Raw genomic sequence first — 14,477 nt, 5'->3', positions numbered from 1 at the left:
CACGGTCAACTTGTTCATCGATACACCACCGGACCCGACACGCGGGCATAGAGGTTGTTCCAGTCACCGCCAGGCGCGGCCGCCCGCTTGATGACTTCCTGCACGTTCGCCTTCGTCACGAACGTGGCCTTGCAATACGATTCTCGCCGGTCCTTCGGCAAGGCGGCCACGTCGATCTTCTTGTCCTTCGCCTGCAAGCCCATCGACAAGCCGATGCCGCCGAGCCAGTAAGGGTCCCAGTCCACCGACGCGATCAGTTCGCCCGCCTTGATCGCGGCGAGTCCGGGCGGCGTGCCGTCCATGCCCGTCACCGGCATCTGGCCCGCGAGCCCTTCGGCGCGCAACGCTTCGATGGCGCCGAGCGCCATGTCGTCGTTCGCGGCCCATACGCCCTTGATCTTCGAGTTGAAGCGCGTCATCCACGCCTGCATGATCGGAAACGCCTTTTGCGAGTTCCAGTCGGCCACCTGGAAGTCGAGCAACTGGATGTCGGGGAACTTCTTTAGCGCCGCTTCGAGACCGGCCTTGCGCTCGATTGCCGGCACATTGCTGAAGATGCCGCCGAGCGCGACGACGCCGCCCTTGCCGCCCATCGCCTTGAAAAGTTGCGTCGCCGCTTCCTCGCCGTACGCGACGCCATCGTAAGAAAGATGCGCCACGTAGTTCGGGTTGTTGTCCCACGGATGCAAGTCCTTCGGCTTGTTCCAGATCGTCGTCACGAACGCGCCCGCCTTCGAGCAGGCTTCGACGATCACGCGGGCATCGGCGGAGTCGTTGGGATCGACGTTGAGGACGAGGTTGCCGTTGGTACGTTGCAGGAGCGCGCGAATGTCGGCAATGCCTTTCTCGGAGCTGCCTTCGGTCGTCAGCGGTACATAAGGCAGGCCGGCGCTCGCGGCAAAGCCCTGCGCGCCCTTGTTGAATGCCGCGTGATAGGGATTGGTGAGCGAGCGGAACGAACAGGCGAGCGTCGTCTTGTCCGCGCCGAGCGACAGGCTCGAAAAGCCGCCGCCCGCCACCGCGAATGCGGCTCCGGCGCCCAGCCTCATGAAGTCCCGGCGCGAGAAAGCCGTGCGTTGATGTTGTTCAGACATGATGTCTCCCACGAATGTAATAAATAGACGGATAGTTATTTATGGCTCGAAGAATCCGATGCTGCCGAACCCTTCAGGCGCCTACGCCACGCTCACGGTGGCGTCGTGCAGCGAGCGGCCCGCGTGCGCCGCCAGTTGGCCCGTCGCGGGCGCCTTCGCCGCAACGAGTCCGCGAATCAGGTCCGAGGCTTTCTCCGCGATCATCAGCGTCGGCGCATTCGTGTTCGAACTGACGATACGCGGCATCACCGATGAATCCGCCACGCGCAGCCCTTCGATGCCATGCACGCGCAACTGCGGATCGACCACGGACATTTCGTCGATACCCATCTTGCAGGTGCCGACCGGGTGATAGCCCGTGCGTCCGTATTGCTTCGCGTATGCCTCGTATTGGGCCTGCGTGCGTACCGAGCCGCCCGGAAAGTGCTCGCTCTTGATGTACTTGGCGAGCGCGTTCTGACTCATGATTTCGCGGCTTTGGCGAATGCCCTCCACGGCCACCTTGAGATCGTGGGGGTCGCGAATGTAGGCAGGATCGATGACCGGTGCATCGGCGGGATCGGCGCTGTGAAGCGTGACGTTTCCACGGCTCCTCGGACGCAGGAAATACGAGTTCAGCGTGCAGCCCGAACCGGACGGCACCGGCGGCACGCCCGCTTCCACGCCCGCGCCCGGCAGAAAATGGAACTGCAGGTCGGGCGTCGGCACGTCGCTGGCCGAATACCAGAAGGCGCCGCCTTCCGCGATATTCGATGTCACCGGTCCCTTGTTGAAGATTTTGTATTCGAGACCGGCGAGCAGCATCATGTGCTTCTTCGCATACTTGTCGAGACTGTACGGACCGTTCAGCTCATAGACGATGTCGATGTCGAAGTGATCCTGCAGATTGGCGCCGACGCCGTCGAGCGCATGCAGCGGTTCGATGCCGACGCGTTCGAGATCCGCCGCGCGGCCGATGCCCGAGAGCATCAGGATCTTGGGCGAACCGATTGCACCCGCCGTCACGATCACCTCGCGCTCGGCGCGCGCCACGATCACATTCGAGCGCGCGTTTTGATCGGCATATTCGACGCCCACCGCGCGACCGTTTTCGATCACGATGCGCGACACGAGACAGTTCGTCTTCACGGTGAGGTTGCCGCGCGAGCGCGCCTGTTGCAGATAGCCGACCGCCGCGCTGCAACGCCTGCCGCCGCGCTGCGTGACCTGATACACGCCGACGCCTTCCTGCTGCGCGCCGTTGAAGTCGCTGTTGTACGGCAGGCCCGCTTCCTGACCCGCCAGCACGAAGGCCTTGGTCAGTTCGTTGACGCTGATGAGATCGGACACGCCGAGCGGCCCGCCCACGCCGTGATACTCGTTGCACAAGCGCTCGTTGTCTTCCATGCGCCGAAGGTAAGGCAGGACGCCATCGCGGAAACCCCAGCCCGTGCAGCCTTCGCGTTCCCATGCGTCGTAGTCGGCGGGTTGGCCGCGCGTGTAGACCATCGCGTTGATGGAACCGCCGCCGCCGAGCACGCGGCCTTGCGCGAACGGAATTTGCCGCCGTTGCGTTTCCGCCGCCGCGACCGTGCGATAGCCCCAGGTCAGCGGGCCGCTCGTCATCTTGAAGAAGCCGACCGGCATATGGATGTACGGGTCGGTATCGGCGGGACCGGCTTCGAGCAGCAGCACACGGCTGCTCGCGTCTTCGCTCAGACGCGCCGCGAGCGCACAACCCGCCGCGCCTCCGCCAACGATCACAAAGTCATACATTGCTGTCTCCGATTCTTTGTTCGCCACGAGTCGCGCGTGGCCGTCCGCGCGGCTCTCGAAGGCCGCTCTCGTGAACCACTCGCGCTATGCGATCCAGCGCGGCCGATTGCCAAGCTGCACATGCACGGACTTGATCTCCGTGTATTCCTCGACGCCGTAGCGTCCCGTCTCGCGGCCGATACCCGACTGCTTGAATCCGCCGATGGGCATTTCCGGTCCGCCGGTAATCGTGCAATTGACCCAGATGCGTCCGGCTTGCACATCGCGCAGACTCTTGAACGCGCCTTGCAGGTCGCGCGTCCAGATGCTCGCCGCGAGACCGTACGGCACGCCGTTCGCGAGTTGGATAGCCTCCTCGAAACCGTCGAACGGCGTCACTGAAAGAACCGGCCCGAAGATTTCGTCCTGCGCGAGCGAACTGCCCGGCTGTACGTTGCGAAACACCGTCGGCTGGATGAAGAAGCGCTCGCCATCGCTGCTGGCGTTACCGCCGCAAACGAGTTGCGCGCCGTCGTGCGTGCCTGCATCGATAAAGCCGCGAATCTTGTCGAACTGCCGCGCCTCGACGATTGCACCGACATGATTCGACGCGTCGAGCGGATCGCCCATGCGCACCTTGGCAAGCACCGCGCCGATACGTTCGACGAGCTCCGCTTCGACCGAGCGATGCACCACGAGCCGGCTGCCCGACACGCAGCACTGTCCTGCGTTGAACGCGATGCCGAAGGCGATGGCGTCGGCGGAGTCGTCGAGATCGGCATCGGCGAACACGATCTGCGGATTCTTGCCGCCGAGCTCAAGCCCGACCTTCTTCATGTTGCCGCCCGCCGCCGCGAGCACCGAACGGCCCACTTGCGTCGAACCGGTGAACGAGATCATGTCGACTTCCATGTGTTCGGCAAGCGCCTGCCCGACCACCGGACCGAGACCGGTCACGACGTTGACCACGCCGTCCGGCAGACCCGCTTCGGTGAGCAACGCGGCGAGCTTGAGCGTCGTGGTCGATGTCAGTTCGGACGGCTTGACGACCACCGTGCATCCCGCAGCCAGCGCGAAGGGCAGACGCTCCGAAAGAATGAAGAACGGAAAATTCCACGGCGTGACGATGCCGACGACTCCCACCGGCTGACGCATGACCAGCCCGAACATGTCGGCCCCGAGCGTGTCGTGCGAGTCGCCATGGACCACGCGTGCAAGGCCCGCCGCATATTCCCAGATGCCCGCGGCCGCCGTGACTTCGCCGCGCGACTGGCCGACAGGCTTGCCGCTTTCGAGCGTTTCGAGATACGCCAGCGTCTCGACGTTGTCGCGAATCAGGCGCGCGGCTTTCAAAAGGACCGTTGCGCGTTGCTCGCCGGATAAGCGCGACCAGCGGCCATCGTCGAAAGCGCGGCGGGCAGCGGCAACCGCTGTATCGAGATCGCCGGATGACGCACGCAGCGTCGCGGTGACGCCCACGCCGTGCCCCGGACTCTTGCGCGTCACCCATTCGGCGGATGAGCCCGCAAGACTTTTTCCGTCGATGTACATCGGCGTGCGCAGCGGCTCGTCGGGAAGATGCAGCGAGGCTGCGAGTTCGCTCAAATCACTCATATCCGTCTCCATTCAACATTTCCGCGGTGCGCCCGGCATTCGCTGCAAGCGTGAGAACAAGGTCACTGCCTCACGTCAACGGAACCCGTTCTGCACCATCCGGTTACTTCCGTACAAGCCGATTTTTGGTTTATAGTCGCTGACATACCGAGTGCCTTCCGGCATCCCGACCGCTCATCCTTCGACCACGCACATGACCCTCACCCCCGCTACGCCGAGAAGCGCATCCAAGTCCGCCGAAGCCGTCGCCACCCGTCAACCCAGACAGCGGGACCCCGAAGTAACGAAGGCCCGGATTCTCGATGCCGCGAAAAAAGAGTTCGCCAAGCTCGGCATGGCGGGCGCACGAGTGGAAGCCATCGCCACGCGCGCCAAGGCCAACAAGCGGATGATCTATCACTACTTCGGCAGCAAGGAGGAGTTGTTCGTCGCGGTGCTCGAAGACGTGTATGCCGACATCCGCTTCGCCGAACTCAAGCTCGACCTCGACCATCTCTCGCCCGAGGAAGCTATCGTCGCGCTCACCACGCATACCTGGAACTACTACCTGAAAAACCCGGAGTTCATGACGCTCGTGAACAGCGAGAACCTGCATCGCGCGCGGCACGTCAAGAAGTCGCAGCGCTTCAAGGAATTGCACCAGGGCTTCATTTCGATGCTGCAACGTATCCTCGATCGCGGCGTCGAAGCGGGCGTGTTTCGTAGTGGCGTCGATGCGCGGCAACTGCATATCACCATGGCCGCCATCGGCTATTACTACCTCACGAATCGCTTCACGAGCGGCGTGATCTTCGACATCGACTTCATGGACAAGGCGGCACTCAAGAGCCGTCTCGACTTCAATATCGACACCATCCTGAGGCTCGTGCGGCCTTGAAAACGGCACGGCGAGCATCTTGGGCAGCGGCGTTGCCATGTCACGCCACCTTCTCTTGCGCCGCCGACATACGCGCGAGCAACGCTGCATCGACGAGCGGACGAAACGCCATGCGCGCCAGCACGTCGCGCTCTATATCCACGCCGTCCGCAACCTCGATCAGCCGCACGCCTTCGGCTTCCAGCCGGAACACCGCCCGCTCGGTCACGTAAAGCACTTCCTGCGCGCTGCGCAATGCCTGCTCGCCGCTGAACGTGATGTGCTGCACGCGTTCGACGAGCTTCGGCACGCTGCCCGGCGACACGATCTTCAAGCGCGTTCCCGCCTGCTCGACATCCAGCCCTTTCGCCTCGAAACTCCCGCAAAACACGATTTTGCGTGCGCCTTGCGTGATGTCGATGAAGCCACCCGGTCCGACGACCGTCGACCCGAGCTTCGACACGTTGATGTTGCCTGCGCCATCCATTTCGCCCATGCCGAGAAAGGAGACATCGACGCCGCCGCCGCTGTAGAAATCGAATTGATCGACACTCGACAGAATGGCGTGCGCATTGCGCGCGGTGCCGAACATGGGGCCGTCGAGCATCGCGCCGTTGTGAATGCCCTGCTCGACCGATCCCCAGAACGTGCCGAGACGCCCTTGCTCCGCGAGCAGCGCGGGAATGCCGCCCGGAATGCCGAAGCCGAAGTTGGCCGATTGTCCTTCGTGCAGTTCGAGCGCCGCGCGTGCCGCGATGATGCGGCGAATGCCCGTCGGCACTTCGTAGAAGCCTTCGCCGATGGTACACAGCGCTTCACCGCTCAAGGCCGAGTCGTAGTCCGAAACCACGCATTGCACTTGCTCCGGTGTCTCCACGAGCGTGTCGACGAGAATGCCCGGAATGCGCACGAGCCGCGCCGGCACGTAGCCTTCCGGGGCGCGCTCCTTCACCTGCACGATCACGCGGCCGTCGCTGTTATGCGCGGCGAGCGCGGCGGCGTAGACATCGAGGTCGGCCGGTTCGCGGCGCAGCGTGACATTGCCGCTCTCATCCGCCGATGAACCGCGCACGATGGCGAAGTCCACCTTGAACGGCTTGTAGCGCAGGAATTCGCGGCCATCGAGTTCGATCAGCTCGACGAGGTCTTCGCTTGCGCGCTCGTTGATCTTCCCGCCATCGATACGCGGATCGACGAAGGTGCGCAGTCCCACATGCGTGACGAGTCCGGGCCGCCCCGCGCCAATCTCGCGCAGCAACGTGCTGATGGCGCCGGCGGGAAAGCTGTATGCCTCGAAGGCGTTGTCGCGAGCGAGCTTCTGCATGGCGGGCGCCCAGCTCCAGTGTCCGCCGATCACGCGTTTGACCATGCCCTCATGCGCAAATCGGCCGAGGCCGCTGCCCTTTGCGTCACCGATGCCGAGCGCGTGGACGATGGTCAGATCGCGCGGATGTCCCGTCTCGAGAAAGCGCTTTTCGAGTTGGGCAAGCACGGCGTCGGCTTCGAGCAGCCCGCCGCCGGAACCCGCGAGTGCGATGGTCGCGCCATCGAAAATCTGCCCGACCGCAGCGGCAGCATCCGTCCACTTGTTCACTGAAAGCTCCTTTGGGAAGCAGCCGCAAAAGCCATTGACAGCGGCCATTCGTTGGTCTTAAATAACCCACCAGATGGTTACTTGCTGCGAATGTTGGCACACGAAACCTCTGAATTCAAGCGGTATTTCGACTGGCTGCGGGTAAACCTTCAACGCAAGTCCTGCCGCAAATATCTGATCTGACGATATGCATGGAGACAACATGAGACTCTCGGAAACGCACGAGCAAATTCGCGACACGACGCGGCGGTTTGCGCAGGAAGTCATCCGGCCGCTGGCCGAGGAACTGGATCGCGAAGAGCGTTTTCCAGCGGAGATCTACAAGCAGATGGGCGAACTGGGACTCTTCGGCATCACCGTGCCGGAGCAGTTCGGCGGCGCGGGAATGGACGTCACGGCTTACGCGCTCGTGATGGAAGAGTTGTCGCGCGGCTATGCGTCGGTGGCGGATCAATGCGGCCTGCTCGAACTCGTCGGCACGTTGTTGAGCGCGCATGGCAGCGACGCGCAACGTGCGAAGTACCTGGAGTCTTTGCTGCGCGCCGAGTTGCGTCCGGCCTACTGCATTACCGAATCCGACGCGGGAACGGACGTTTCCGGCATCCGCACCACGGCCACGCGCACCGCCGACGGCTGGGAACTCAGCGGCGCGAAACTGTGGATTCATAACGCGCCCGTCGCCGACCTTGCCTTCGTGCTCGCGCGTACCGACCCGGCTGCGGGCAAGCGCGGCATGAGCATCTTTATCGTCGATTGCCACTTGGCGGGCGTATCGAAGGGGCCGAAGGAACACAAGATGGGACAGCGCGCATCGCAGGTGGGCGAGCTTCATTTCGACCGCGTGAAGCTTGCCGAAGACGCGCTCCTCGGACAAGAAGGACGCGGCTTTCACATGATGATGAGCGCACTCGACAAGGGCCGCGTGGGCATCGCCGCGCTCGCGGTCGGCATTGCGCAGGCGGGTCTCGAAGCGGCGCTCGAATACGCGCAGACGCGCAAGCAGTTCGGCACGCATATCGCCGAATTCCAGGGCATTCAGTGGATGCTCGCCGACATGGCGAAGGACATTCAGGCCGCGCGCCTGCTCGTGCACGATGCCGCCGCGCGCCTCGAGTCCGGCGAGCGCGCGAGCATCGCCTGCTCGATGGCCAAGTGCTTCGCGGGCGACACGGCCGTCAAGCACAGCGCCAACGCCGTGCAGATATTCGGCGGCAGCGGCTACATTCGCGGCTACGAAGTGGAGCGGCTTTATCGCGACGCGAAGATCACGCAGATCTACGAAGGCACGAACCAGATTCAGCGCACGATCATTGCGCGCGATCTGATTGCGAACGGAGCATCGTTATGAGCGCGCGTCCTGTTGCGCTCGTCACGGGCAGCCGGCGCGGCATCGGCCATGCGATTGCCGTCGAACTGGGCCGCGCGGGCTTCGATATCGCGCTGACCGACGCCGTGGCTTCCGACGAACTCGATCGAGCCGTCGCCGATGTCGAAGAGACCGGCGCGCGTGCCATTGCCGTCGTATCCGATCTGGCGGATATCGCCTCGCATCACGCCACGCTGCACGATATCGAAGCGCGGCTCGACGCTCCTATAGATTGCCTCGTGAACAACGCGGGCGTGTCGGTCATGTCGCGCGGCGATCTGCTCGATGTAACGCCCGAGAGCTTCGACCGGTGCATGGCCATCAACACACGCGGCACGTTCTTTCTCACGCAGGCTTTTGCGCGGCACTTTCTGTCTCGCATACGCAAGAGCATGGCGGCGCATCCGAGCGTCATCACGATCACCTCGTCGAATGCCGTCGCAGCGTCTCCCTTGCGCGGCGAATATTGCGTGTCGAAGGCGGGATCGTCGATGGCCACGACGTTGTTTTCCCTGCGCCTGGCCGAACACGGAATCGCCGTCTACGAAGTGCAGCCCGGCCTGATCGAGACCGAGATGACAGCGCCTTCCCGCGCGCGCTACGACGCGCAAATGGAGCAAGGGCTCACCGCCATCAAACGCTGGGGCACGCCGCGGGAAGTGGCGACGGCCGTGCGCTCGCTCGCGACCGGCGGCTTGCCGTACAGCGTCGGACAGGCCATCCGTGTCGATGGCGGCTTACTCGTCAACAAATACTGAACCGCATATGAACTCAACGCTCAAGCTGCCGACCTCGCTCGGCACGATAGAAAGCTACCGTCTGCAAGGCACACCGCTCGATGTGCGTACGCCCACGCGGCCGTTCAATCGCATCGCGTATTCGGCGGCGCATGTCGTGGCCGATCCGCTGCGCGCGGGTGAACTGAACGCGCCACCCGCCATCGACTGGGAACGCACGCTCGACTATCGGCGCTACCTCATCAAGCAAGGCCTTGGCATTGCCGAAGCAATGGACACCGCGCAACGCGGCATGGGCCTGACGTGGAACAGCGCCCTCGAACTCATCACGCGTACCGTGGAAGGCACGCGCGATATTCCCGGCGCGTCGATCGCATCGGGCTGCGGCACCGATCACGTCTCGCCCGGTTCGATCACCAACTGCGATCAGGTCATTCGCGCCTACGCCGAGCAACTCGAAGCCGTGCAGCGCGTCGGCGGACGCGTCATCCTCATGGCAAGCCGCGCGCTGGCGCGAGTCGCGCGCTCGACCGACGACTATCGGCGCGTCTATCGCGAAGTGCTCGCTATGTGTAACGAGCCCGTGATTCTGCACTGGCTCGGCGAGATGTTCGATCCGGAACTCGCCGGCTACTGGGGCGAATCGTCGTATGAGCGCGCGGCGCAAGTGTGCCTCGATGTGATCGGCGACAGCGTCGATCATGTCGATGGCATCAAGATTTCCCTGCTCGACGACGCCAAGGAAATTTCCTTCCGCCGCCAGTTGCCGCCCAAGGTGAAGATGTACACCGGCGACGACTTCAATTATCCAAGTCTGATTGCGGGCGATGAACGAGGCTTCTCGCATGCGCTGCTCGGCATCTTCGATGCGATTGCCCCAGCCGCTTCGCAGGCGCTCGCCGCGCTCGCCAACGACGACCTCCATACATTCCACACGCTGCTCGCGCCGACCGTGCCGCTGTCACGCCATATCTTTCGTGCGCCGACGCAGTATTACAAGACGGGCGTCGTATTCCTCGCGTATCTGAACGGCTTTCAGGACCACTTCTTCATGCTTGGCGGCCACCACGGCATGCGTCCGCCCGCCTATCTCGCCGAGGTCTTTCGTCTCGCCGATCAGGCCGGCCTGCTGCGCAATCCCGACGACGCCATCGGCCGACTGCGGAAGGTCATGGCAGCGCTCGGTTGCGCAGAGTAATCGCGGCGGATCGCCTTCGACATCACACGGGATCAACATGAGAAACCTGCAGGGAAGACTCGATCTGTGCTCGATCAACACGGCGACGCTTGGCCATCGCGAGGCGTTGAGCGTCACGATCGACCGCATCGCCGCAGCGGGATTTGGCGGCATTGCGCCGTGGCGTCACGAGGTGGAGAACGCGAACGTCGCCGACATCGCGCGGCAGATCAGGGCGCTCGGGTTGAGCGTCACGGGCTATTGCCGTTCGACATATGTGCCGGCGGCGAATCACGCGCAATTCAAGGCGAATATCGAAGCGAACAAGGCAGCCCTGCGCGATGCCGCGACACTCGGCGCACGCTGCTTCGTGATGGTCGTCGGTGGTTTGCCCGAGGGCAGTCGCGATCTGAATGGCGCACGCGCGCAGGTGATCGAAGGCATCGCCGAATTGCTGGATACGGCGCGCGAGTGCGGCGTGCCGCTCGCGCTCGAACCGCTTCATCCGATGTACGCGGCGGATCGCGCCGTGCTCAACACGCTCGCGCAGGCGCTCGATATCTGCGCTCAGGTCGATCCCGGACATGGCGGCTTTCTCGGCGTTGCCGTCGATGTCTATCACTGTTGGTGGGACCCGGCGCTTCAGGCATCGATCGGGCGGGCGGGACAAGACGATCGCCTGCTCGCGTTTCATGTATGCGACTGGTTGCGCGAGACACGCGATCTGTTGCTCGATCGCGGCATGATGGGCGATGGCGGCATCGACCTGGCGGCCGTGCGCAGTAACGTCGAGCAAGCCGGATATGACGGACTCGTCGAAGTCGAGATTTTCTCGAAAGAAAACTGGTGGCGGCGCGATCCGGACGAAGTGCTGCGCATCTGCGCGGATCGCCTGCAAACAGTGTGCTGACTGCGAGGGACAATCATCATGCAAGAGACAGTTCGTTGGGGCGTGCTCGGCGCCGCGAAAATCGCCGACAAGTTCGTGGTGCCCGCCATTCAGCGGTCGTCCAATGGCCGCGTGGTGTGCGTGGCGGCACGCGATCGCGAGCGCGCGGCCGCTTTCGCTGCACGACACGACATCGCAAACGCATATGCAAGTTACGACGAAGTTCTCGCCAGCGATCAGGTCGATGCCATCTACATTCCGCTGCCAACGGCGAGTCACTTCGAGTGGTGCAAAAAAGCGCTTCTCGCCGGCAAGCATGTGCTGTGCGAAAAGCCCATCGCCATGACGGCTTCGCAAGTTCGGGAGTTGATCGCGCTGCGCGATTCGACGGGTCTCGTCTGTGGCGAGGCGTTCATGGTGGCGCACCATCCGCAATGGGCGTTCGTGCAGGAGTGCATCGCGCGCGGGACGCTTGGCGAACTGCGGCTCGTGGAAGGCTCCTTCACGTATTTCAACGACGATCCCCATGCACTCAAAAACGATCTCGCATTGGGCGGCGGCGGTGTGCGTGATATCGGCGTCTATCCGGTCGTCACCACGCGCATGGCGACTGGTCTCGAGCCGCTTGCGATCGGCGCGGACATCACCATCGATCCGCGTTATGGCACCGACAAGCTCGCGGTCTGCGACCTCACGTTTTCTGGCTTCGATCTACACTTTTACTGCGGCACTCAACTCGCGCGCCGCCAGCATATGATCTTTCATGGATCGAAAGGCTGGCTCTCGCTCGATGCGCCGTTCAACCCTGGCGTGTACGACGATGCGAAGGTTCATATCCGTCTGGATGGAACGGGCAAAGCGGAGACCGTCGAGTTCGGCGATGTCGATCAATATCAGTCGATGGTCGAAAACTTCGGCGCGGCGGTGCTTCGGCCGGGCGAACCGCTTGCATTCACGCTCGAAAATTCGCTCGGCAACCAGCTTGTGATCGACGAGGTGCTGTCTCATGCCAACCGCTAGCACGACCATGACCAAGAAAGCGACGTCGATGATCGACGTTCAGCAACTTCGCGAAACGCGCGCGCTGGCGGCCGCGTGCGCCAATGCGGACGACGCTTCCCTGTGGCGCTGGTTTTCGGCGCTGATGGACAGCGGAAAGATTCGCTGGTGCCTTGCCTCGGAGGGCTGGCTCGTGAGTGTGAACCATCGGCACGTGGCGACGGCTGCATCGTTCGATGAAGCCATCCGCATTGCCAAGGATAGCTCCAGTTTTTCTCTCATGTGATGATGTCGCCGACATCTACTTTCGACCGGAGCCGCGACATGACGACAGACAGGACCTTTCATTGCGACAAGCTCGTGCGGTTTCAGCACTGCGATCCTGCCGGCATCGTGTTCTATCCGCAATACTTCGTCCTGTTCCATGAGGTGCTCGAGGACTGGTTCAATGACGGACTGGGCGTGGATTACGCGTATTTCATCGGCACGCAAAGACTCGGCATTCCCACGGTGCATATTCAGGCGGATTTCGTCGCGCCGAGCAAGCATGGACAGACGCTTCGGTGCTCCCTGAAGGTCCGCGATCTGGGCAGAACTTCGATCAAACTCAGTCTTGAAGCTGCGGTCGAAGATGAGTTGCGCGCGAAAATCGAGCAGACCGTCGTGCTGTTTTCGTTCGACGATCAGACTTCGGTCGCGCTGCCGGAAGACTTGAGGCAGCGCATGATGCAGTTCGCGGCGCAGGATTGACCTTGAAAATCCACGCCGCGCGCATCCGCCAAGGCTTGATGCGCCGGAGCGTTACCTGAAGACAGCGACCGCATCTCACCAGCAAAGATAACCGCCGTCCGCCACGACGATGGACCCAGTCATCAAACTCGCGGCGTCGCTGGCAAGGAACAGAATGACGGACGCGATTTCGTCCACGCGTCCGAGGCGGCCCATCGGTGTGCCGCCTACCCAATACTGTCGCAAGTTCGGGTCCATCGATACCTTCCTGACGAGATCGGTATCGATATACGTCGGCGCAACCGCGTTGACCCGCACACCGCGCGATGCCCATTCCACCGCGAGCGAGCGCGTCAGATGATGCACCGCCGCCTTCGACGCGTTGTAGTTCGCCTGCTCCTGCGGTCGCGTCGCGATGAACCCCGCCATCGAACCGACGTTCACGATTGCCCCGCTGCCGCGTTCGAGCATCGATCTACCGAACGCGCGGCAACAGCGAAACAAGCCATTCAGATTCACGTCGAGGACCTTGTTCCACACCTCATCCGACATCGTCTCCGCCGGCTCGTTTGAGATGGCGATGCCCGCGTTGTTGACGAGAATGTCGATCGCGCCGATACGCGCGGCAATGTCATCGTGAATGCGCTGCGGCGCGGCCGGATCGGTCACGTCGAAGGGCACGCCGTGAGCCGCGAAGCCCTTCGTGTTCAAAGCATCGACGGCGGCAGCGAGCGCGCCGGGATCGAGATCGGTGAGCACGACTTCGGCGCCTGCTTCGGCCAGCGCTTCGGCTGTCGCCTGGCCGATGCCGCGTGCCGCGCCCGTTACGACCGCGTGCTTGCCATCGAGTCTGAATTTGTCGAGATACATGGAATCTGCCTTGAGAAACGAGTCAACTCAGCACGATCCCGCCGCACACGTTGAGCGATTGTCCGGTCACGAAAGCGGAGGCATCGGAGGCAAAGAAGCACACCGGCCCGGCCACGTCTTCGGGTTGTCCGAGCCGCGCGAGCGCGGTCTTGTCGACCCACTGCTTCGCGATTGCAGGGTCCTCGAGATTCGTGCGCCCCATGTCCGTCACGATAATGCCCGGACACACCGCGTTGGCCGTGATGCCGAACGGGCCTATCTCCTGCGCGAGCACGCGTGTGAAGCCCATGACCGCCGCCTTCGATGCCGAGTAATGCGCTTGCAGCGGCGCGCCATGCTTGCCGCCAATCGACGCGATATTCACGATGCGTCCGTACCCGCGCGCCTTCATGTGCGGCAACAAGGCTTGCGTCACGAGGAACGTGCCTTTCGCGTTGACATCGAGCACCGCGTCCCATTCGTGCTCGGCGAGTTCATCCACCGACCGTGCGATCAGAATGCCCGCGTTATTGACGACGGCGTCGACCTGACCCGCCTGAGCGATGGCCGCCGCGATCATGTCCGTTACCTGCTGTTTGTCGCTGACATCGGCATAGAGCGCGAACGCGCGCCGCGACTTGCCGCGAATCTCTTTTGCCACGCCTTCGAGCGCATCGCGCTGCCGTTCGATATCGTTGACGACGACATCGAAGCCATCGTCGGCTAGTCCCAACGCCAGCGCCCGGCCAATGCCCCTGCTCGCGCCCGTCACCAGCGCCACCCGTCCATTCGATGCTTTGCTCATGATGATGTCCGACTCCTTGTTTCGTGAGGTATTC

The 14,477-nt window shown here is 62.9% G+C and carries 14 protein-coding genes; 8 read left to right on the top strand and 6 right to left on the bottom strand.

What is annotated here, in order from left to right; translation table 11 throughout:
- Window positions 1-14: 14 nt before the first annotated feature.
- The 3 genes from NCR40_RS29750 to NCR40_RS29740 all read right to left on the bottom strand — a co-directional run bounded on the left by NCR40_RS29750 (window position 15) and on the right by NCR40_RS29740 (window position 4,442).
- Complete coding sequence (locus NCR40_RS29750) at window positions 15-1,094, bottom strand: sugar ABC transporter substrate-binding protein (protein ID WP_250511633.1); 1,080 nt, start codon at window positions 1,092-1,094, stop codon at window positions 15-17.
- An 81-nt stretch (window positions 1,095-1,175) separates the two neighbouring features.
- Window positions 1,176-2,849, bottom strand: a complete 1,674-nt coding sequence (locus NCR40_RS29745) for a GMC family oxidoreductase (protein ID WP_250511632.1) — start codon at window positions 2,847-2,849, stop codon at window positions 1,176-1,178.
- 84 nt (window positions 2,850-2,933) lie between these two features.
- A complete protein-coding gene (locus NCR40_RS29740; protein WP_250511631.1) occupies window positions 2,934-4,442 on the bottom strand; it encodes an aldehyde dehydrogenase family protein in 1,509 nt (502 codons plus the stop codon).
- A 193-nt stretch (window positions 4,443-4,635) separates the two neighbouring features.
- On the opposite strand from NCR40_RS29740, the gene NCR40_RS29735 reads away from it, so the two are divergent.
- Window positions 4,636-5,319 (top strand): TetR/AcrR family transcriptional regulator, encoded by a 684-nt coding sequence (locus tag NCR40_RS29735; protein WP_250511630.1) that lies wholly within the window; start codon window positions 4,636-4,638, stop codon window positions 5,317-5,319.
- 40 nt (window positions 5,320-5,359) lie between these two features.
- Here NCR40_RS29735 and NCR40_RS29730 read toward each other — a convergent pair whose 3' ends face one another.
- Complete coding sequence (locus NCR40_RS29730) at window positions 5,360-6,892, bottom strand: acyl CoA:acetate/3-ketoacid CoA transferase (RefSeq protein WP_502801048.1); 1,533 nt, start codon at window positions 6,890-6,892, stop codon at window positions 5,360-5,362.
- Between the two features lie 202 nt (window positions 6,893-7,094).
- Here NCR40_RS29730 and NCR40_RS29725 point away from each other — a divergent pair, with 202 nt between their 5' ends.
- From NCR40_RS29725 to NCR40_RS29695, 7 genes are read left to right on the top strand one after another with little or no spacing between them, the layout of a single operon-like run.
- A complete protein-coding gene (locus NCR40_RS29725) occupies window positions 7,095-8,240 on the top strand; it encodes an acyl-CoA dehydrogenase family protein (protein WP_244830549.1) in 1,146 nt (381 codons plus the stop codon).
- Complete coding sequence (locus NCR40_RS29720) at window positions 8,237-9,016, top strand: 3-ketoacyl-ACP reductase (protein ID WP_250511628.1); 780 nt, start codon at window positions 8,237-8,239, stop codon at window positions 9,014-9,016. The genes NCR40_RS29725 and NCR40_RS29720 overlap by 4 nt, the downstream gene beginning before the upstream one ends.
- Before the next feature lie 7 nt (window positions 9,017-9,023).
- The gene (locus NCR40_RS29715) at window positions 9,024-10,193 is read left to right on the top strand and encodes a dihydrodipicolinate synthase family protein (protein WP_250511627.1); all 1,170 of its coding nucleotides are present in this window, start codon (window positions 9,024-9,026) and stop codon (window positions 10,191-10,193) included.
- A gap of 37 nt (window positions 10,194-10,230) precedes the next feature.
- Window positions 10,231-11,082, top strand: a complete 852-nt coding sequence (locus NCR40_RS29710) for a sugar phosphate isomerase/epimerase family protein (protein WP_250511626.1) — start codon at window positions 10,231-10,233, stop codon at window positions 11,080-11,082.
- Between the two features lie 18 nt (window positions 11,083-11,100).
- A complete protein-coding gene (locus NCR40_RS29705) occupies window positions 11,101-12,081 on the top strand; it encodes a Gfo/Idh/MocA family protein (RefSeq protein ID WP_250511625.1) in 981 nt (326 codons plus the stop codon).
- Window positions 12,068-12,346, top strand: coding sequence for a hypothetical protein (locus NCR40_RS29700; protein ID WP_250469713.1), 279 nt, complete (start codon window positions 12,068-12,070; stop codon window positions 12,344-12,346). The genes NCR40_RS29705 and NCR40_RS29700 overlap by 14 nt, the downstream gene beginning before the upstream one ends.
- Window positions 12,347-12,384: 38 nt before the next feature.
- Window positions 12,385-12,810 (top strand): acyl-CoA thioesterase, encoded by a 426-nt coding sequence (locus NCR40_RS29695; RefSeq protein WP_250511624.1) that lies wholly within the window; start codon window positions 12,385-12,387, stop codon window positions 12,808-12,810.
- 75 nt (window positions 12,811-12,885) lie between these two features.
- Here NCR40_RS29695 and NCR40_RS29690 read toward each other — a convergent pair whose 3' ends face one another.
- Entirely contained in the window at window positions 12,886-13,659 is a 774-nt protein-coding gene (locus tag NCR40_RS29690; RefSeq protein WP_250511623.1) for an SDR family NAD(P)-dependent oxidoreductase, read from the bottom strand.
- 22 nt (window positions 13,660-13,681) lie between these two features.
- On the bottom strand, window positions 13,682-14,443 hold the full coding sequence (locus tag NCR40_RS29685; protein WP_244830562.1) for an SDR family NAD(P)-dependent oxidoreductase: 762 nt from the start codon (window positions 14,441-14,443) through the stop codon (window positions 13,682-13,684).
- Window positions 14,444-14,477: the final 34 nt, after the last annotated feature.

Origin of the sequence: Caballeronia sp. GACF4 (assembly GCF_023631025.1) — a bacterium.
GTDB lineage: Bacteria > Pseudomonadota > Gammaproteobacteria > Burkholderiales > Burkholderiaceae > Caballeronia.
The sequence above is the reverse complement of the archived record's forward strand: the minus strand, read 5'-3'. Positions and strand labels throughout refer to the sequence as shown.